The 19,164-nt window shown below is 71.2% G+C and carries 13 protein-coding genes; 4 read left to right on the forward strand and 9 right to left on the reverse strand.

Annotated features, from left to right (window positions below; genetic code table 11):
- Positions 1 to 24: 24 nt before the first annotated feature.
- From WMF34_RS44115 to hemE, 4 genes are all read right to left on the reverse strand, one after another.
- The gene (locus tag WMF34_RS44115) at positions 25 to 1,386 is read right to left on the reverse strand and encodes an aspartate aminotransferase family protein (RefSeq protein ID WP_437991572.1); all 1,362 of its coding nucleotides are present in this window, start codon (positions 1,384 to 1,386) and stop codon (positions 25 to 27) included.
- Between the two features lie 43 nt (positions 1,387 to 1,429).
- Complete coding sequence (locus WMF34_RS44120) at positions 1,430 to 2,329, reverse strand: GGDEF domain-containing protein (RefSeq protein WP_012241235.1); 900 nt, start codon at positions 2,327 to 2,329, stop codon at positions 1,430 to 1,432.
- 1,085 nt (positions 2,330 to 3,414) lie between these two features.
- Positions 3,415 to 4,200 carry a class II glutamine amidotransferase gene (locus tag WMF34_RS44125; RefSeq protein ID WP_437991573.1) on the reverse strand — a complete coding sequence of 262 codons (786 nt, stop codon included), beginning with the start codon at positions 4,198 to 4,200 and terminating at the stop codon, positions 3,415 to 3,417.
- A gap of 220 nt (positions 4,201 to 4,420) precedes the next feature.
- Positions 4,421 to 5,470: a uroporphyrinogen decarboxylase gene (gene hemE / locus WMF34_RS44130; protein ID WP_012241237.1), complete on the reverse strand. Its 1,050-nt coding sequence runs from the start codon at positions 5,468 to 5,470 to the stop codon at positions 4,421 to 4,423.
- A gap of 226 nt (positions 5,471 to 5,696) precedes the next feature.
- On the opposite strand from hemE, the gene WMF34_RS44135 reads away from it, so the two are divergent.
- Positions 5,697 to 6,281 carry a hypothetical protein gene (locus WMF34_RS44135; protein ID WP_437991574.1) on the forward strand — a complete coding sequence of 195 codons (585 nt, stop codon included), beginning with the start codon at positions 5,697 to 5,699 and terminating at the stop codon, positions 6,279 to 6,281.
- Positions 6,282 to 6,287: 6 nt separating this feature from the next.
- Here WMF34_RS44135 and WMF34_RS44140 read toward each other — a convergent pair whose 3' ends face one another.
- Positions 6,288 to 7,574 (reverse strand): M20 family metallopeptidase, encoded by a 1,287-nt coding sequence (locus WMF34_RS44140; RefSeq protein ID WP_437991575.1) that lies wholly within the window; start codon positions 7,572 to 7,574, stop codon positions 6,288 to 6,290.
- Positions 7,575 to 7,639: 65 nt separating this feature from the next.
- Between WMF34_RS44140 and WMF34_RS44145 the strand changes: the two genes are divergently transcribed.
- Positions 7,640 to 8,785 (forward strand): FAD:protein FMN transferase, encoded by a 1,146-nt coding sequence (locus WMF34_RS44145; RefSeq protein ID WP_012241240.1) that lies wholly within the window; start codon positions 7,640 to 7,642, stop codon positions 8,783 to 8,785.
- A gap of 260 nt (positions 8,786 to 9,045) precedes the next feature.
- Here WMF34_RS44145 and WMF34_RS44150 read toward each other — a convergent pair whose 3' ends face one another.
- From WMF34_RS44150 to WMF34_RS44160, 3 genes are all read right to left on the reverse strand, one after another.
- Positions 9,046 to 9,834, reverse strand: coding sequence for an enoyl-CoA hydratase-related protein (locus WMF34_RS44150; protein WP_012241241.1), 789 nt, complete (start codon positions 9,832 to 9,834; stop codon positions 9,046 to 9,048).
- Between the two features lie 44 nt (positions 9,835 to 9,878).
- The gene (locus WMF34_RS44155) at positions 9,879 to 12,542 is read right to left on the reverse strand and encodes a M1 family aminopeptidase (RefSeq protein WP_437991576.1); all 2,664 of its coding nucleotides are present in this window, start codon (positions 12,540 to 12,542) and stop codon (positions 9,879 to 9,881) included.
- A gap of 75 nt (positions 12,543 to 12,617) precedes the next feature.
- Positions 12,618 to 14,483 carry a bifunctional homocysteine S-methyltransferase/methylenetetrahydrofolate reductase gene (locus tag WMF34_RS44160; protein ID WP_437991577.1) on the reverse strand — a complete coding sequence of 622 codons (1,866 nt, stop codon included), beginning with the start codon at positions 14,481 to 14,483 and terminating at the stop codon, positions 12,618 to 12,620.
- A 93-nt stretch (positions 14,484 to 14,576) separates the two neighbouring features.
- Here WMF34_RS44160 and WMF34_RS44165 point away from each other — a divergent pair, with 93 nt between their 5' ends.
- Together WMF34_RS44165 and WMF34_RS44170 are read left to right on the forward strand one after the other, a co-directional pair.
- Complete coding sequence (locus tag WMF34_RS44165; protein WP_437991578.1) at positions 14,577 to 15,452, forward strand: hypothetical protein; 876 nt, start codon at positions 14,577 to 14,579, stop codon at positions 15,450 to 15,452.
- A 39-nt stretch (positions 15,453 to 15,491) separates the two neighbouring features.
- Positions 15,492 to 16,073 carry a hypothetical protein gene (locus WMF34_RS44170; protein WP_437991579.1) on the forward strand — a complete coding sequence of 194 codons (582 nt, stop codon included), beginning with the start codon at positions 15,492 to 15,494 and terminating at the stop codon, positions 16,071 to 16,073.
- Positions 16,074 to 16,079: 6 nt separating this feature from the next.
- On the opposite strand, the gene WMF34_RS44175 is transcribed toward WMF34_RS44170, so the two are convergent.
- Positions 16,080 to 18,458: a hypothetical protein gene (locus WMF34_RS44175; protein ID WP_437991580.1), complete on the reverse strand. Its 2,379-nt coding sequence runs from the start codon at positions 18,456 to 18,458 to the stop codon at positions 16,080 to 16,082.
- Positions 18,459 to 19,164 lie beyond the last annotated feature (706 nt).

The raw sequence follows: 19,164 nt of genomic DNA on the forward strand, positions 1-19,164 counted from the left end.
CTGCTCCGCTCGCGCGCTAGGCCGTCAACACGCGCGCAGCACGCGCGCGAGCGCGCCGGCCGCGGCCGAGAGCAGCGCCTCGGGGATGGTGAGCGCCGGCGTCAACGTCAGCGTCTCGCCGCGCACCCCGCCCGTGAGGACCAGGTACCCTTCGGCCAGCATCCCGCGCATGGCCCGGAGCCCCATCTCGGCGCTCTCGAGCTCGACGCCGACCATGAGCCCCGCGCCCCGCACGTCGACGACGCCTGCCCTGCGCGGGAGCGCCTCTCGCAGCGTCGCCTGGAAGCGAGCGCCCACGTCGCGCGAGCGCGCGGCCAGCCGGCCTTCGTCGAGGGCGTCGAGCGTCGCGAGCGCGGCGCTCGACGCGAGGGGCGATCCGGAGTGCGTCGACGTGTGGACCACCTCGCCCTCGCGCGCCCACGCCCGCATGATCGGCTCGGGCGCCACGCACGCGGAGATGGGCAGCCCGCCGCCGAGCCCCTTGCCGAAGCAGAGGATATCGACCGGCGCCCCGAGCTCTCCTGTGCGCGTCATCGCCCCCGAACGACCGAGGCCGGTCCAGATCTCGTCCGCGATCACGAGCGCCCCGTGCCGGTGCGCCGCCTCGCAGACCGCGGGCAGGAACGCGTCGGGCGGGACGACGCAGCCGCCCCGCCCGAGGATCGGCTCGAGGAGGACCGCGCCGACGTCGCCCCTGCGCAGCGCGAGCTCGACGGCGTCGACCGAGCGCGCGGCGCCCGCCTCATCGCGCGGGTAGGGCGCGAACGTCACGCGCCGGTTGAGCTGCTCCGCGAAGGGCGCCCGGTAGCTCTCGCGCAGCCCGCACGCCGCGAGCGGCGCGTACCCGAGCCCGTGGTACGCGCCCTCGAACGCGACGAGCCCCGGCCGCCCCGTCGCGAGCGCCGCCGTCTTGACGGCCGCGGTGATCGCGTCGCTGCCGCTCTGGCCGAGCAGCGCCATGGGCGAGGGCCCGGGGTGCAGCGCCGCGAGGCGCTCCAGCAGGGTGATCTTCACGTCGGCCGAGTACACGTCGCCGAGCGCGAGGGTCAGCCGCGACAGCTGCTCCTCCGCCGCGCGCCGCACCGGCGCGGCCGCGTGGCCGAGCAGCAGCGCGCCGAAGCCGGCGCACAGGTCGACGTAGCGGTTCCCGTCGACGTCGCAGACGTTCGCGCCGCGCCCGTGCGACAGCACGATCGGCAGCATGTCGGCGCCGCTCTTCTGCGCCCGCGCCTCGCGCCGCCGGCCGAACGCCGGGCACTCGACGCGCTCGAGGCGCTCGAGGGCGCTCCGCGACAGGGGACCAGGCGGCGGCGACAGGATCGCGGGCAGCTCCGCGCCGCTGCCCGCGTCCGGCGCCGCCGGCAGCGGCAGATCGCTGTTCGGCATCGTCCTTCCTCCGCCGGAAGCTAGCGCGCCCGCGGGCGGCTGCTCAGGCGCACACCCGGTTTCTCCCGCTGTTCTTCGCGTGGTAGAGGCGCTCGTCCGCGCGCTTGATGAGGTCGTTCGCGGTGCGATCGCCCTCCTGGAGGAGCGCCACGCCGACGCTGATCGTCACGCGGATGCTGTCGGCCTGGAACACGAACAGGTGCTCCGCGACCTTTTGACGCAGGGTCTCGCCGAGGGCCGCCGCGCCCTCGATGGACGTCTCCGGCAGGATGATGGCGAACTCCTCGCCGCCGTAGCGCGCGAAGACCTCGTCGCGGCGAATGCGGCTCTGCACGATGCGCGCGACCTCCTTCAGCACGAAGTCGCCGGCCAGGTGGCCGTGGACGTCGTTGATGCGCTTGAAGTGATCGATGTCGAACAGGAGGATCGCGAGGTCCCGCTCGTGGCGGCGGCCGCGGATGATCTCGCGCTCGAGCGCCTCGTAGAGGTAGCGCTTGTTGTGGATCTGCGTGAGACCATCGATGATGGTCATCCGGTAGATCTCTTCGTGGTATTGCGCCTCCACGTCGGCGCCGGACAGGAACTTGAAGATCGTGGGGCCGATCTTCACCCGGTCTCCGTTCTTCAGCACCACCTCGCGGGAGATCTGCTCATCGTTGCAGTACGTCCCGTTGGTGCTCCCATCGTCGACGACCATCCAGGCGCTCGGCCGCTGCTCGAAATGGGCGTGCCTTCGTGACACGGAGTCGCCGTCGAGCACGATGTGGTTGTCCGCGCCGCGACCGACCCGCGTCGGGTTGTTCTCCAGCACGAACCGCTTGCCGAGCAGCGTGGGCTCCTTCGTGTAGATCACGACCAGGCAGTCGGTCGTGTTCTTGCTGCCGCCGCCCGGTGGGGGCTGGACCACCTGCGTTACACGAGTCTTTTCGTCGAAGTCACTCACGCGCGCTCAGCCCAACCCGTCGTGCGACCTAGCCTCGACATCGTTCGAGCTCTTCCCGAGACGGAACCTACCCGGGCGTGGCTCTTCGGTCGCGATGCAACGGTTCGATATGCCCTAGCTCGCCCAACGTCAAAGCGTACTGACATGCCCCGACTCCCGTCAAGACGGCCATCCGGGCGGAGCCGTCTTCAGTGCTTCCTCCGCCTTCCCGACCCGACAACGGCCTACGTCGCCCTCTGCGCTGCGTCGCGCTCGTTGCGCTCGTCGCGTCCGTTGTGCCCTTCCACGTTCTCGGCTTGTTCCCCGCACGCCGTCCGCCCCTCGCCGCCGTTTGCCGCCGCTCACGCCGCGCCGCACCGCCGGTGCTCGCCGATGCGCCTTGTGGGGCGCTGTGCGCTGCTATCGCAGTTGACGCCCCATCTCTTTCCTCTTGTGCAGCCCGAGCTGCCGAGGACGCGGGTCTCTCTATGCGTTTCCCGAGCGCGCCGCCACCCGTCCGGCGAGCGATTGAGCCGGCAAGGGAGAGAATGGTTCGCTGGAACACGATGTGTCTGTTCGCCTGGCATGTCCGCGTTCTGCGGGGACGAGGCTCTGTGAGTTCTGCCTCAAAACCAGGGCGCATCACAACGCTGAACTGAGCGAAGCGGAACGCAGCGGACCGGAACCGTGCGAAGCGGAACGGAGCGAAGCGGCACGCAACGGAGCGGAACGGAACGGAGCGGAGCGGAACCGAGCGGCACGGAACGGAGCTGCTCCGGAGCGGAACGGAGCGGAACCGAGCGGAACCGAGCGAAGCCGAGCAGAACGGAGCGGAACGGAGCGGAACCGAGCGGAACCGAGCGGAACGGAGCGGAGCGGAACCGAGCGGAACCGCGTGGACCCGCGTGCGTCGCGACCGCGCAGCGGCCGCGCCAGCGTGCCGGTTAGTTGACTTGGCATACAGGGTGCGTAGGATAGACCTGCGTCGCGGCGGAGACCTTCCCCCCCCAGGTCCGTCGCGGCGTTTTTCTTTTCGGGCTGCCGTGCCCATCTCCAGGCCGCGGCTCGACAGCGCGCGAGGGGTGGACACCGCGCTGGCGCGCCGGTCAGGCGAGCGACGACAGCGTCGCGCGTAGCTCACCGCCGTCGAATACCCAGAGCTCGCCCGGTCGTCCCATGGTCCAGGTCTCGTTCGCGGTGAGCGGGCTCGTCGCGACCACCGCGATCCGATCCTTCGGGGTCGTGACGGCCGAGAAGTCGACGCGGACATCGTCGTCGAGGAGCGTCGCGACGCCGAAGGGGGCCTTGCGGATGATGTGACAGAGCCGGGTTGCGCAGCGGGCGAAGAGGTGGCGCCCGTCGCCGAGCAGGAAGTTGAACGTGCCATCCTGGCCGAGCTCGCCGCCGAGCGCCGCGATCGCTTCCCAGAGCTCGCTGGGCCGGCGCGGATAGCCGGGGAACGAGCTGCGGAGGCCCTCCAGCAGGTAACAGAAGGCGTGCTCGCTGTCGGTCGTTCCGATGGGGTTGAAGCGGCCCAGCGCGCGGCGCCGGACGCGAGGGAGCGTGCCGTTGTGCGCGAAGACCCAGTGGCGTCCCCAGAGCTCGCGCATGAACGGGTGCGTGTTGGCGAGGAGCACGTCGCCGCGGGTGCGGCGCCGGATGTGGCCGATCGCGAGCAGCGTCTTGATGGGCGTCTCGCTGAGGAATCGCGCCAGCGGGCTCTGCGCGGCGGGGCTCGGATCGAGGAACACGCGCGCGGCGCGCCCCTCGAAGAACGCGAGACCCCAGCCGTCAGCGTGGGGACCGGTGCGGCCGCCCCGGTGCCGGAGGCCGTTGAACGAAAAGACGATGTCTGTGGGGACGTTGCACTCCATCCCGAGGAGCTCGCACATGCTCGCGGCTGGACCATATCACCCCGGGAGGGTGTCTGAGATCTCGACGGTGAGGCGCCGATGCGGCTTCTTCATCGGGGCCAGGCGGCGGCGCGGCCTCGCTCCTCGCCGCCCGATCCTGGTCAGCGACGCGGCGCGATGCGCTGGCGCGGCGCGACGCGGCGGCGCGGCCTGGCGCCCGCCCCAGATCCCGGTCGACGCCGCGGCGCGATGCGCGGCGTCAGCGATCCGGCTCGCCCTGGAGCGACGCGCGCGGGATGGAGTGGACGAGATCGATGACCGCCTTGACCGTATCGACCGGCGTCTCCGGGATGATGCCGTGGCCGAGGTTGAAGATGTGCCCTGCGCGCCCGCCGGCCTCCTCGAGCACCGCGCGCGCGCGGCGCTCGGCGACGGCGCGCGGCGCGCAGAGCAGCAGCGGATCGAGGTTGCCCTGCACCGCACGATCGTACCCGACGCGCTGCCACGCCTTGTCGAGCGGCGTGCGCCAGTCGACGCCGATGACCGTGCCACCGGCGTCGCGCTGCGCCTCCAGGAGCGCCCCCGTGTTCGTGCCGAAGTGGATGACCGGGACCCCGGTCGCCTCGAGATCGCGGAGGATGTACCGCACGTGCGGCTGCACGTGCTCGCGGTAGTCGTCGATCGAGAGCGAGCCGACCCACGAGTCGAACAGCTGCACCGCCTGGGCGCCCGCGGCGACCTGCGCGCGCAGCAGGCGGCGGACGACCTCCGAGATCTTGCCCATCAGCGCCGACCACGCCTCGGGGTCGCTCCACATCAGCTGCTTCGTGAGCCGGTAGTCGCTCGACTTGCCCCCCTCGACCAGGTAGCTCGCCATGGTGAACGGCGCGCCGGCGAAGCCGATGAGCGGCGTCTTGCCGTCCAGCTCTTTGCGGATGAGGCGCACGGCGTCGAGCACGTAGCCGAGGCCCTCCTCGGGCTCGAACACCCGCAGCCGCTCGATGCCGGCCCGATCGCGCACGGGCTCGTGGATCACCGGGCCCTCGCCCTTCGCGAACTCGAAGGGGGCGCCCATCGGCTCGAGCGGCAGCAAAATGTCCGCGAAGAGGATCGCCGCGTCCATCCCGAGCCGCAGCGGCTGGAGCGTCACCTCGAGCGCGAGCTCGGGCGTCTTGCAGATCTCGAGGAGCGTGTACTTCTTCCTGAGCTCCCGGTACTCGGCCATGTACCGGCCGGCCTGGCGCATGAACCACACGGGCGTGACATCGGTCGGCTCTCGCCGGCAGGCGCGCAGGAAGCGATCGTGCATGGAAGGCTCCAGGAGGGGTCGACGGGACGCCGTCGGGACGCCCCTTCATGTCCGTTCAGCCATCGCCCGGCAATGGGTTTCAGCCCATCGCCCGAACGTGGGTCGCCGGGAGCGCGGCGCGGCAGGGCCCGAGGCGGCCGGTCGAGGGGGCGGACCCAAGCGTCGGCTCCCCCTCCGTGTAGACTACGAGTCTATGGCGCGTCCCTCCAGACCTCCCGGCTTTGACATGACGTACAGGCCCGAGAAGCGCATCGCGTTCGGGCCGCCGCTGAAGGAGCGCCTCCCGGCGCTGCTTTACCTGACCTTCGCCCTCGGCGTCTCGGCGGTGATCTTCTACGGCCAGAACGCCCCCTCGAGCTCCCGGATCTTCCAGTACGTCGTCGAGGGCGATCGCCACCGGCTCGTCTCCTCCAGCGTGTGCGCCATCGTCCTGTGCGTGAGCGCGCTGGCGATGGTGCTGCGCGAGCAGATGCGGGGGGTCGTCGTGCACCCGGAAGGGATCGAGCTGCGCGAGCTGCTCACCTTCGGCGTGCCGCGCGTGCGGCGCTTCGCCTGGTCGCAGATCGACCGGATGGCGGTGCCCTCCGCGCAGGCGGGCGCCGGCGCCGCGGCGGCGGTCAGCGGGACCGTGCCGTCGAGCAACATCCGGCTCGATCTCTGGGATGGGTCCCGCACCTGGCTGCCGGACGTCGGAGACAAGATCGCGCTGTCGGTGATGCTGGAGCGGGTCGCCCTGGCGCGGGCGATCCCGATCGAGGGGGGGACCGGGCTGATGGACGACCTCGGGAACCCCCTTCAGGACGACGGCTGAAGGGAGCTAGCGCGCGCTCGCCCCGGCCTTCCGCTGCGCGAACTCCTCGCGCACGCCCTGCCGCAGCTCGGGATCGAGCAGGAGATCCGCGCACGTCATCGCCATGGCCTTGGCGGCGATCAGCATCGAGTCCTGGCCGGCGGGGCTCGCGGCGCGCTCGGCGAACGCGTGCTGGTGGCAGGTCGTCTCTCCCTTGCCGCAGATCGCGATCCACGGATGGATGGCGGGCAGCGCGTGGGACACGTCGCCCATGTCGGTCGAGCCGGTGCCGACGGCGGGGTCCATCTCGAGCGGCGAGCGGCCGAGGGCGCGCAGGTGCTCGCCGAAGCGGCGCGCCATCTTCCGGTTGTTGACCATGTTCTTGTAGCCGCCCTGATCGACGAGCGTGAGCTCGGCCCCGCTCGCCATGGCCGCGCCGCGGGCGCAGCGCTCCACGATCGCCCGCACGCGGGCGAGCTCCTCGGTGTCGAGGGCGCGGACCGAGAACTCGGCGACGGCGAGCTCCGGGATGATGTTGACCGCCTGACCGCCGCTCTTGATGAACCCGTGCACCCGGACGCCGTCGCGGAAGTGGACGCGCTGGCCGTCGATCAGCCGGAAGGTGTCGAGGCAGGCCGTGAGCGCGCTATTGCCGTCCCACGGCGCGAGCGCGGCGTGCGACGGCTTGCCGCGGAACTGGAGCTCGAGCCAGGCGCTGGCCAGCGTGTCGTGCGCGAGCAGGTCGCGGTCGAACGGGTGGAACATCATCGCGGCGTCGACGCCCTCGAAGGCGCCCGCCTCGAGCAGCCTGATCTTGCCGCCGCCCCCCTCCTCGGCGGGCGTCCCGACCAGATCGATGGTGCCGGCCACGGCGTCCTTCTGCCGCGCCAGCGCGAGGAACGCGCCGAGCGCGCCCGCCGCGATCAGGTTGTGCCCGCAAGCGTGGCCGATCTCCGGGAGCGCGTCGTACTCCGCGAGGATGGCGAGGTGGGGACCCCCGCCGCGCCCGATGCGCGCGCGGAGCGAGGTGGGCATGCCGGCGAGCCCCCGCTCGACCTGGATGCCGCGCTTCTCGACGGCCTCGGCGAGCCAGGCCGCGGCCCTGTGCTCCTCGAAGCGGAGCTCGGGGTTCGCGTGGATGCGCGCGGCGATCTCGCGGAGGTCCGGGGAGAGGTCGTCGATGTCACGCTGGATGCGGCTCGGGTCGAGGTTCATGGCGGCGAGCGATACTACTCTGGATCCGCGCGGCTCGCCCGGGCCATGGTGGCGCTGGCGGAGGAGCTCCGCCGACGCCGCCCGGTGGTGCTCGCGCATTCGCGCGCTCGCACGCTCGCACGCCGCCACGCTGTCGGGCCTTCTCACGGAGCCAGGACCCTCGAATGCACGGACCGCGCTGTTCTCCGCTCCTCTTCTGCTTCTTCCCCTGCCTCGCGGCGGCGCTCGCGCTCGCTGCCTGTGACGCGCGCCCACGCGCGCGCCAAGAGGCCGGGCCGGACGCCTCGAGCGCGAGCGCGGCGCCTCTGCCGGCGCAGGCCGCTCCGGCGCAGGCCGGGCCCGCCCGCGTCGCGGTCGAGGCGAGGGCGATGGGCACGAGCCTGCTCCTCGCCGCCTACACGAGCGAGGCGATGGATGAGGCGGCGATCAGGGCCCGGCTCGACAAGGCGATCGCCGAGATCCGCAGGCTCGAGGGGCTCATGACGACCTGGCGGCCGGACAGCGAGCTGTCGCGGGTCAACGCGGCGGCCGGGAAGGGCGCGGTGGAGGTGAGCCCGGAGTCGCTCGCCGTGATCGAGAAGAGCCTCTGGATCAGCGAGCGCTCGGAGGGCGTCTTCGACGTCACCTTCGAGGCCATGCACGGGCTCTGGAAGTTCGACGAGGACATCGACGACAACGTGCCGCGCAAGGAAGACGTCGAGCGAGCGCGCGCGCTCATCGATCACAGGCAGATCAAGATCGATCGCGCGCGGCGCACGGTGATGCTCGGGAAGCCCGGGATGCGGATGAGCCTCGGCGGGATCGCGAAGGGCTACGCCGTCGACGCCGCGGCGCGCGTGCTGCGCGGGGAGGGGCTGACGTCGTTCTTCGTGCAGGCCGGCGGTGACCTGTACATCGCCGGAAAGAAGCCGGACGGGTCGCCGTGGAGGGCAGGGGTGCGGGACCCGCGCGGCAAGGACGCGAACGACTACTTCGCGATGATCGAGGTGGAGGACCACGCCTTCTCCACGGCGGGCGACTACGAGCGGAGCTTCATCAAGGACGGCAGGCGCTATCACCACATCATCGATCCGCGGACCGGCTTCCCGGCGTCCGAGAGCCGGAGCGTGACCATCTGGGCAAAGGACGCGCTGACAGCGGACGCCGTCGATGATGCGGCGTTCATCCTGGGGGCCGAGAAGGGGCTCGCGCTCGTCGAGTCGATCGACGACTGCGGCGCGGTGATCGTCGACCGGAACAACAAGGTGTGGGTGTCGAAGCGGCTGGAGGGCAAGGTCGAGGTGCTGCGGCAGCCGACGGAGGGGCTGTAGTGGTCTCGGCCCTGAGGCTAGGTTTCACGTGTTGCGCTTTGCGTGTGGAGCCAATCGTGCTCTCGGGAACTTGCGGCGTCCGCGCGCTTTCCGAGGAGCTTCGGGCCATCGAACATCAAGACGAGTTCAATGTTGAAATTGCCATTCTTGGCGAGGGAGATGTCGAGGCATCTGCTGGAGATCTCATTTGCAGAGTCCAGCGCGCGGGCGACCTCGCGCTCGGCCGCCGCGCCGTCACCGCCGCCCGCCGCCCGCCGCCCTCACCGCCCCTTGTAGACCGGCTTCCGCTTCTCGGCGAACGCGCGCAGCGCCTCCAGCCGATCCTCGCTGCGCAGCGTCTCGTCGTAGTGGACCCGCTCGATCTCGAGCCCGAGCGAGAGCGGCACGTCATAGCCGTCGTCGATCGCCCCGAGCGCCGCGGCCTGCGCGATGGGCGCGCCGCTCGCGATCGGCTCGATCCACGCGATCGCGTCGTCGACCACCGGCGTCCCCTCGGGCGACACCCGGTTCACGAGGCCCCAGGCGAGCGCCTCGGGCGCGGTGAGCCTCCTGCCGAGCAGGATCATCTCCTTCGCCCGCGCCTCGCCGACGACCCGCGGCAGCCGCTGCGTGCCGCCCGCGCCCGGGATGATGCCGAGCGACGTCTCCGGCAGCGCGAGCTCGGCGTGCGGCGCCGCCACCCGGAGATCGCAGATCAGCGCGAGCTCCAGCCCCCCGCCGAACGCGACGCCGTTGATCGCCGCGATCACCGGCTTCGGGCTCCGCGCGAGCACCCCGAGGTCGGTCCGGTACAGGCCCACCTGGCGACGGACGTCGTCGGGGCTCATGCCCTGCCGCTCCTTCAGATCGGCGCCCGCGCAGAACGCCTTGTCACCGGCGCCCGTGATCACGATCGCGCGCACCTCCGGGTCGTCCACGAGCTCGCGCCCGAGGCGGCCGAAGGCGAGCAGCGCGTCCCGGGAGAGCGCGTTGCGGCGATCCGCCCGATCGATGGTGAGCACCGCGACCGCGCCGCGCCGGTCGAGCTTCACGGGAGTGGCTTCCGACATGGAGCTTGCCTAGCCGACCGCGGCGGCGCGGCAAAGAGGCTCGCTCACTTGGCGTCGGCCGCCTTCTTGACCTTGGCGCTCGCCGCCTCGAGCTTGCCCAGCCGCGCCCTGATCTCCGCGTTGTCGCGCCGCAGCGCCTCGAGCTCGTCCCGCAGCCGATCCAGCTCGCGCTTGCCCGCCCCGCCGAGATCGCGCAAGACCTCGCGGATCCGACGCCGCACCCGCCCGTCGAGATCGCGGTCGAGCTGCCGCTGGAGCGCGCCCCGCGCCCGGCCATCGCCGAGATCGCCCAGCGCGCGCGCGACGTCGACCCGGAGGTACGGATCCGGCTGATCGAGGAGCTCCTCGAGGAGCTCGCGCGTCCGCCGATCGCTGGAGAGCTTCGGCAGCGCCATGATCGCCGCCCGCCGCCCCCGCGTCGGGACGCCGTAGCGCGTGCGGGCCGTCAGGTGCGGCACGGCGCGCTCGTCCCGCAGGTTGGCCAGCCCGTCGATCACGCCGCAGCGGATGACCTCGCCCCACGAGGGGCGATCCAGGAGATCGACCAGCGTCTCGAACCCCGAGCTCTGCCGCGTGGCCCCGAGCGCGCGCGCCGCCTCGGCCTGCACCAGGTAGCTCGCGTCGCGCAGGGCGAGCTTGCCGAGGACCTCCGCCGCCTTGGCCGACCGGAAGCTGCCGAGCGCGCTCGCGACCGCCCGGCGCACCTTCGGGTGCTCCACGCCCGCGCTGCCCTCGAGCAGCGCGAACGCCGCGCTCGACTGCAGCGCGCCGAGCGCGGCCGCGGCGGCGGCGCGCACCCCCCAGAACTCGCTCGCGTCCGAGAGCGACTGCCCGAGCGCCCGCGCCGTCGGCGGGTCGTCGCGCCGCGAGAGCGGCTTCGCGGCGAGCATGCGGCCGCGCGCCGTGGGCGCGTGGGCGAGCTGCGCCCGCAGGAGATCGCCGGGCGCGTCGACCCTGACCTCGCCCAGGATCCTGAGGTCCGGATCCACCACCACGAAGCGAGGCCGCCGCGGGAGCGGGATGACGAAGGTGTGCGCCGCCTGATCCACGCGCCGCACCTCGCGCCGCGTGACCGAGCCCTTGCCCTCCGTGAAGCCGAAATCGAGCACCAGGTCGAGCGCGAAGACGGGCGGCGTCGAGGCGTCCGGCTGGAGCGCGTGCTCCCGGCTGGGCTGCCCGGCCGCCTGCGCCTGCTTCACCGTCACGGTGCACTGGTCGCCCTCGATCTCGATCTTCACGTCGAGCTCGGGGTGCCCGGCGCGGAAGACCCACTGCTCGAAGAAGCGCTCCAGCGACTTGCCGCTCACGTCCTCGAGCGCGCGGGCGAGATCCCGTGTCTCCACGACCCCGCGCGCGTGCCGCGTCAGGTAGGTGCTCACCCCGCGCCAGAAGAGCTCGTCCCCGAGCTCCCGGCGGAGCAGGTGGAGCACGAGCCCGCCCTTCTCGTAGAGGTGGCGATCGAAGACGTCGAGCGGCGCGTCGTAGTCCTGACAGACGATGGGCCGCCGGTAACGCCCGCGCGCCTCGCCAAGGTACGAGTCGAGATCGGCCTTCAGGCCGTGATCGTACTCGTCGGCGCCGAGGTGGTGCTCTCGATAGACGTGCTCCATGAACGTGGCGAATCCCTCGTTGAGCCAGCCGTGCGACCAGTCGCGGCAGGTCACCAGATCGCCGAACCACTGGTGCGCGAGCTCGTGGGCGATGAGATCGTCCGACGAGATGTCGAGCGCCGCCCGCTCGTCGAGCAGGATGTGCTCGTACATCGTGGTGGCGGTCGTGTTCTCCATCCCCCCGAAGATGAAGTCGCTCACCACCACCTGCGCGTAGCGGCGGAAGGGATATTTGACGCCGAGCTTCTCGCTGAAGTGGCGGATCATGTCCGGCGTGCGCGCGAACGTGCGGCGGCCGTCCTCCTCGCGCCCCTTCGGCACGAAGTACGCGAGCGGGATGTCGAGCGCCGCGTCGTCGATGCGGGCGAACTCGCCCGTCACGAGCGTGAACAGGTAGCTCGGGTGAGGCTCGTCCAGCCGGTAGTGATAGACGCCCTCCTTCTGCGATCTCGCGTCGCTCTCGAGCTCGCCGTTCGACAGGCAGTACCAGCCCGGCGGCACCTGCGCGCGGAGCTCGGTCGTCTGCTTGATATGGGGCTTGTCGATGCACGGGAAGATGTGGCGCGCGTCCTCGTCCTGACACTGCGTCCAGACCTGGCGCGGGCGGTCGGGGACGTGCTCGTCCGGCTGGAGGAAATAGATCCCCCGGCGCGGCGTCGCCCGGTACCGGACCAGGATCGACACCTCGGCCTCGTCGAGCGGCACGGCGACGCGGAGCGTCTCGCCGTCGTACGTGTGCTCGGCCGGGTGGAGCGCGCCGCTCGCCGCCTTGCCCGCGCCGCGCTTGGGCTTCGCGGCGCGGCCGGCCCCGGCGCTGATCTCGACCGCCTCGAGGTCGAAGCCGATCGCGTCGAGCGCGATCTCGCGCGCGCCGGGGTCGACGCGGACCGCGTCGAGCCGCGCCGTGCCGCGGATCGAGCGCGCCTCGACGTCGAGGGCGAGATCGAGGGCGATGTGCCGGATCGTGAAGGGGCGCGAGCGCTCGTAGACGCGCTTCGTCCCGGCCAGCGTGAAGGGCCGCGACGCGGCGGCGAACTCGGACGACGACAGCACGGAGCCGCAGGCGCAGCGCGAGTGGAGCCGGTACTCGATGGACATCTCCGCGGAGTTTCCACGCGCGGCGCCCGGCGCTGCAAGCAAGAACTCGTGCGCGGGGGCGGGCCGCCGGGCGGATCAGCCCGTCTTGAGGCCGTCGAGCACCTCGAGCGCCAGCTCGTACTTGCCGAGGGGCGGCATCAGGTAGGCCCCCTGCACCCGGTCGCGCACCGAGAAGAGCATCTCGCGGGCGATCTTCACCCCCTCCTTGCGCGCCTCGGGGCCGGCCGGCACCTTGCGCATGCGCTCGCGGATCTCCTCCGGGATCTGCATGCCGGGCACCTCGTTGTGGAGGAACTCGGCGTTCTTGTGGCTGACCAGCGGCAGCACGCCGACGAGCACCGGCATCCCCAGGTGCTCGATGCGCCGCAGCACCTTCTCGAGCAGATCCTGGTGGAAGACCGGCTGGGTCATGATGATGTCGGCCCCCGCCGCGCGCTTCCGTTCCAGACGCGCGATCTCCTTGTCGAGGTCCTGGGCGCCGGGCTCGAGCCCCGTGGCGAGCAGGAACGACGTCTTGCCGCCCGGGATCGGCTTGCCGGCCGGGTCGAGGCCGCGGTTCATCGTGCTCGCCATGTGGAGCAGCCCGATGGAGTCGAGGTCGTAGACGGCGGTCGCCTCCGGGTAGTCGCCGACCTTCGGCGGATCGCCCGTGATGATGACGAGGTTCTTGATGCCGATCGCGTGGGCGCCGAGCAGGTGCGCCATCTGGCCGATGAGGTTCCGGTCGCGGCCGCAGACGTGCAGGATCGGCTCGATGCCGTAGCGCTGGACCAGGAGCGAGCAGAAGGCGAGGTTCGTCATCCGCGCCGTGGCGCGCGGGCCGTCGGCGACGTTCACGACGTCGACGCCGCTGTCGATGAGCATCTTCGCGGCGCTCAGCGCGCTCTCGGGGTTCAGGCCCGGCGCCGGGTTCACCTCGACGGAGACCACGAACTTGCCCGCGGCGATCTTCGCCGCGAGGGGGCTCCGCTCGCCGAGCGGCGTGGGCTCGAGCCCCGTGGGCGCGTCCATCGTGATGTGCGGGCGCGCGGCGGCCTCGGGCGCGGCGCCGCCCCGGAGCATGCGGGCCGACTTGGCCATCCACCGGACGTGCTCCGGCGTGGTCCCGCAGCAGCCGCCGATCATCGCCGCGCCGGCCTGGATCATGCGGCGGGCGAAGACGTCGAAGTACTCGGGCGTCGCCATGTAGAGCTGGCGGCCGTCGACCGTGCGGGGCAGGCCCGCGTTCGGCTGCACGCAGAGCGGGAGCCCCGCGGTCGCCATCCGCTCCGCCATCGCGAGCGACAGCTGCGGGCCGTCGCCGCAGTTGACGCCGAGCAGCTCGACCCCCCAGTCCCGCAGCGTCCGCGCGACGCGCTCCGGCTCGCTGCCGTCCGCCGCGACGCCGCTCGTGTCGAACGTCATCGACGCGAGGACCGGGAGCCCCGGCGCGGCCGACCGCGCCGCGTCGATGGCGAGCTTGATCTCGTCGAGATGGCGAAATGTTTCGAGGATCAGGAGGTCCGCGCCGCCCTCGGCGAGCGCGCCGGCCTGCTCGGCGAACGTGGCGGACGCGGCGGCGAGGTCGTCGCGCGTGGCGACGCCGGGCACGAGCCCCGTCGGGCCGATCGAGCCGGCGACGTACGCGTCGCCGCCCGCGATCTCGCGCGCGAGGCGCGCGCCCGCGAGGTTGAAGTTGCGCACCTCGTTGACGAGCCCGTACCGCTCGAGCCGGAACCTGTTCGCGCCGAAGGTGTTCGTCTCGATGACGTTCGCGCCCGCCGCGACGTACTCGGCGTGGATCTTCTTCACGAGATCGGGGCGCGCGACGTTCAGCTGCTCGAAGTTCTGGGTGACGAACACCCCGCGCTCGTAGAGCAGCGAGCCCATCGCGCCGTCGAACACGAGGATCGAACGCCGGAGCGCGTCGAGGAATGGGGCCTCTGGTCTCGTGCGGGACATGGTGCGCATCGTAGGGGCGCTCCGGCTTCTCAGGAAGGGGGAGCGCGACGCGGTTGACGGCGCGGGGAGGATCTCGGTAGGGCAGTTCTCGAGATGAGCACGCCCCGATGGCTTCAAGCATTCGCCCTGGCGGTCTCCGCCGCTGCTCCGCTCCTCGCCGCCCCTTCCGAGGCGCACGCCTGGCATCCGCCGGTGCACCGCTCGGACGCGGGCGTGGATCTCTACCTGTGGAGCGCCCGTGATTTCGGCACATCGCTCGCCGCCGTCCCGTTCGTGCAGTTCGAGCCGTCGCCGGATCTGTTCATCAACCTGAAGTTCCCGCTGGCGCTCTCCTTCGACGGCCCGGGGGACTTCGAGGATCCGGGCCGCCAGTCGCGCGCCGCGCTCGGCAACCCGACGTTCACGCTCTACTACTCGGACGCGGACCGCAAGCTCACGTGGTACGCGGGCGGCCGCGCCGGGCTGCCGCTCGGCGCGGTCGACGGCTACGACTGGCACGCCGCCAGGGGCTTCAGCGCGGCGGCGATGGCCTATTACGATCTGCACCTCTGGGCGGCGAACGCGCTCCCGGTCGGCGGCCTGGGCGGCATCGAGTACCGCTTCGGGAGGTCCTTCGTGCTCCGGGCGGGCGGGGACCTCACGTTCTTCATCCCGGTGGGGGGCGGCGTCGCGCGCGATTTCCTCGACGACTCCGACGATCTCGAGGCGGTGTTCCAGGCGAAGGTCGAGCCCGAGCTCCAGAGCCGCTCCGGCTTCGGCGGCGGCGTGGCGCTCCAGACGGTGTGGGTGCCGTCGGTCGACGGCGATCAGGGGCAGGTCTCGCTGCTGCCGTATTTCGTGTACGACAGCCAGAAGACCTTCTTCATGCGGGCCGGCCTGCTCCTCGCGCTGGACAGGCCGCTCGGGCCCGCGTTCGACCGGGGGCGGGTAACGTCCCTCTATCTGCAGTTCGGCGGGCACATCGACTAGCGTGCCGGGCGGTTCGGGAGAGCGAGAGATGAGCCGGACATGACCCGCCGCCGTGCCATCGCCTGGGGCGCCGCCATCGTCGGCGCGCTGGCCCTCGTGCTCGTCGTGGTCAAGCTCGGCCGATTTCCGCCGGACACGACGCCCGAGGGCGCCTATCTCCGCATCGCGAACAGCATCGGCGTCAACGATCCGCGCGCGTGCTTCGCGTACCTCGAGGACCAGGCGCAGCACGCGGCGTACACCATCCGCGACTACCGGCGGAAGGCGAGCGAGCGGATCGAGGCGAGCTACCCGGAGCCGGAGCGCGCGCGCCTGCTGGAGCAGTACCGCGCGCACGCGATGGCCGAGGACGGGGCGGATGTGTGGGTCGACATGGCCACGAAGCAGGGCTTCGTCGCGCGCCTCCGGCGCGACCTGTCCGGCATCGAAAAGGTGGAGGTGACGGGCGAGCGGGCCACGGTCGAGACGGCGCGCGGCACGCGGTACCCGTTCCGGCGGCGAGACAACGGCATCTGGGGGCTCACGCTGTTCACCGCGGACCTCGTGGCCGAGGCCGAGCGGGCCGCGCGGGACTGGGACGTCGTGGAGAAGGCCGCGCTCGACTACGAGCGGGGGCGGTGAGCGAGGTCAGCGGACGAGCCGCCCGATCGCGTGGGGCCGCGCGCCGGATTGCGGGAAGTACGCGGAGCCCGACGTGAGGCTCCAGCTGTACCCGGTGAGGTTCCCGGCGTTCGCCTGGCCCGGGGAGACGGCGTAAAGACGCATGGTGCCCCTGCCCGCCCCCCCATCCGTGCTCCCGCCGCGGCACGGCTTGGTGGGATCGGCCGGCACCCATCGCGTGTCTCCCGTGCTCGGGTCCGTGGCGCATCCGTGGGCGGTGCTCGTCGAGTCGATGACCCGGAGCGAATACTGGGTCGTGCCGGAGACGACGGGCTCGATGGCCGGCGCGATGGCGGTCGGGTACGCATCGACGATCGCCGTGTGTCCCGAGCCGCCGTCCGTGTAGTTGATGACCAGCAGATCGCCAGGCAGAATGTCGCCGATCTTCGAGATCCGCTTGAAGTGGTTCCCGGCGACCACGTGGCCGTACAGGCTAGCGGACGTGGGGCTCGTGGATCCCCACCAGCCGCGGAGGATCGAGGTCGTCAGCGTGGGATCCTCGTGCAGGAGGGACAGGGTGAACAGCGACGCGCCCTGCGTGGTCCCGGTGAAGTTCGCCCAGTTGATGCTGCTCGGCGTCCCGAACCTGTTGGTGTCGGGGTTGTCGAGCACAAATGGCTTGTCGGCGGCACGATCGACGAAGGCGCGGGCGCCCACGAGGTGAGGCGGCGGACCCTCTCGCAGCTGGATGACATGAGCAGCGCCGGCGCTGGAGCCGCGAGCGTCGTCGGTCCAGGTGCCGGCGATCAGCGTGTCTCCCGAGAGCGCCACGCGAACATCCCGCCTGTTCCATGTGGAGCTCTCGGCCGCGCCCTGCGGCGTCCACACATCGCCGATCCTGGCGAAGATGCTCGGTCCCTGTTCACCGTCGTCGCTTCCGCCGAGGACCAGCCTGTCCCCGGACACGGCGACGCTGGCGTTGCGATACCAGCCGCCCCAGCCCGGAGCATCGACGTCGCTGGAGTGCAGCATGGCCTGCTGCTTCCACGCGCCCTCGCCGCGCGCGAAGACCACGGCGGCGAGCCTGTCAGGGCCATACTCATTGTAGACGATGGTGCCTACCGCCAGCGTCTCCGAGCTCAACGAGAGCGAGCCGCCGAACCTGTAATGCGGTGTCGCTCCGACCGGCGGGTAAAGGATGGCCTGTTCGGACCAGGCGTCGCCGGCGCGGGTAAACACGTAGACTTGACACGAACGCGCTCTTGAACCGTCGTCGCAGTCGCTGCCCATGACCGCGGTGTCGCCGTGCAGGGCGACGGCGTAGCCCTGGTTGCGTCCGTCGCGGCCGGGGGCGAGCTTGGCCTGCTGCTCCCACGCGGCGCCGCTCCGGACGAAGATGTACGCGCCGCCCGGGCCATGATCGTTGGGCGCCCCGACCATGATCGTGTCGCCCGATATCGCGGCGGTGTATCCGAACCGGCTGTCGCCGCCTGGGCTGTCCTTCGCGACGAGCTTTTGCTGCTCATGCCACGCGTCGCCGCTGCGCACGAACACGTACGCGGCGCGGCGCTCGGCGGCGCGAGCCGACGTGCTGTTTCCGACGACGATCGTGTCCCCGTCGATGGCCACGGAAACGCCGAAGAAATCGCCAGGCAGACCATCGCTGGGGGTGAGCACGGCCGCCTGGGACCACGACGCGCCGTCGCGCACGAACACGTACGCTGCTTCGGCGCCCATGGCGCCGACCACCGCGGTGTCCCCCGAGGCGGCCACCGACCACCCGAAATAGTCGTCGCTCGAGGCATCGCTGGCATAGAGCACGTGTTGCTCCGTGGCGATGAGCGGGTCGACCTCGAGCGGATAGGTCGCGCCGGCGTCGTCCACCACGATCGAGAGGCTCGCGTCGCTCAGCTTGATCTCCGCCGGAAGCACGCTCCCGCGCGCGTCCTGAACGACGAGATCGGCATACCGAAGCACGGCCGCGCCGGCCTCGTCCAAGAGCGCCACCGACTGGCCGTCCTCCGAGAGCTCCGGCGAGAGATCGCCCCCGAGCGCGATCTCGAGCTCCACCTTGCCTTCGCCGTCGAGACGGCATGGAGGCGGCGAATCCAGGGAGAAGCCCTGCTCCAGCCCGAGGGGGCCGTTCAGGTACCACTCCGTGACGCTCAGGCCCCCGGACCGGGCTAGGTGCCTGAGCTCGACGCGGTTGTTTGATCCGCGCGGTTCGGCCGCGACGTCCAGGGGGACGAGCTCCCCCTCGCAGCCATAACGCGCGAGCTTCATCGTGATTCGACCCGAGCTCTCGCGGGTCACGGCGACGCCGGCCGACGTGAACTCGGAGACTAGGCCGTGCGCCGGATTCAGAGCGCTCACCGCGGCGCGCGCGCCCGCCGTGTTGAGGCTCACATTGTACGCAGAAGACGCCTGTCTCTGAACTGTCGCGATGAACGCCGCGCGGCGCTCCAGGGACGCGGCGTCGGGCCCCTGTTGCCCGTGAGGCCGAGTCTCCTCGGCGCTGTCCGTGCTCGCTGGATCGACCTCCGCGATGCAGGACGTGACGGCGGTGATGCAAAACCAGAGTGCATGAATGGATGTTCTATGACGCGGCATGTGGCTCTCCCTGTCGGTGGTAAACCCTGACGGACCGGCGGCGTGTGCGGCGCCGGAGCCAATGACCCGAGCTTGGATTGAAAGGCGGTCCACAGCGGCTCGCTGCTGTCGAGCGCCTTGCGGAGCCCCCCAGCGCACGAGCGCACGCGGATGGTTAGGTCACGTGAAGGACGATCCCGTCCTTATTTGCCGTTCTCATCGTCCTCTTCGGTTTCGCGCGTGTCAAGGAGGGTGAACATCGATGGCGTTGAGGGAGGGCGCTGCCTCGATAGGCCTTGGTGTGAAGGTGGGTCCTGCAATGCGTGGATGTCAGACAGCCGCAGCACGGAATGCGACATGTCGACAGAACGCATAACGACATCCCCGAGCGGGACGGCGCGGGTGAGGGGCTCGGCGAGCAGCGGCGGATAGCGCCGCTTCGTCACCGCAAATTCGTTCTTGGGAGACGAGGACGCTCGCGCCGCAGCGCCCTCTGTCGCGAGCGAGGAGTCCAGCTAGCAGC

It is taken from the genome of Sorangium sp. So ce145 (assembly GCF_051525985.1).
GTDB lineage: Bacteria > Myxococcota_A > Polyangia > Polyangiales > Polyangiaceae > Sorangium > Sorangium cellulosum_B.

Bases quoted from the DNA above. Each gene is read 5' to 3' on its own strand.
- WMF34_RS44115 (WP_437991572.1), bottom strand. From the start codon at position 1,386: ATGCCGAACAGCGATCTGCCGCTGCCGGCGGCGCCGGACGCGGGCAGC.
- WMF34_RS44125 (WP_437991573.1), bottom strand. From the start codon at position 4,200: ATGTGCGAGCTCCTCGGGATGGAGTGCAACGTCCCCACAGACATCGTC.
- hemE (WP_012241237.1), bottom strand. From the start codon at position 5,470: ATGCACGATCGCTTCCTGCGCGCCTGCCGGCGAGAGCCGACCGATGTC.
- WMF34_RS44135 (WP_437991574.1), top strand. From the start codon at position 5,697: ATGACGTACAGGCCCGAGAAGCGCATCGCGTTCGGGCCGCCGCTGAAG.
- WMF34_RS44140 (WP_437991575.1), bottom strand. From the start codon at position 7,574: ATGCGCGAGCACCACCGGGCGGCGTCGGCGGAGCTCCTCCGCCAGCGC.
- WMF34_RS44145 (WP_012241240.1), top strand. From the start codon at position 7,640: ATGCACGGACCGCGCTGTTCTCCGCTCCTCTTCTGCTTCTTCCCCTGC.
- WMF34_RS44150 (WP_012241241.1), bottom strand. From the start codon at position 9,834: ATGTCGGAAGCCACTCCCGTGAAGCTCGACCGGCGCGGCGCGGTCGCG.
- WMF34_RS44155 (WP_437991576.1), bottom strand. From the start codon at position 12,542: ATGTCCATCGAGTACCGGCTCCACTCGCGCTGCGCCTGCGGCTCCGTG.
- WMF34_RS44160 (WP_437991577.1), bottom strand. From the start codon at position 14,483: ATGTCCCGCACGAGACCAGAGGCCCCATTCCTCGACGCGCTCCGGCGT.
- WMF34_RS44165 (WP_437991578.1), top strand. From the start codon at position 14,577: ATGAGCACGCCCCGATGGCTTCAAGCATTCGCCCTGGCGGTCTCCGCC.
- WMF34_RS44170 (WP_437991579.1), top strand. From the start codon at position 15,492: ATGACCCGCCGCCGTGCCATCGCCTGGGGCGCCGCCATCGTCGGCGCG.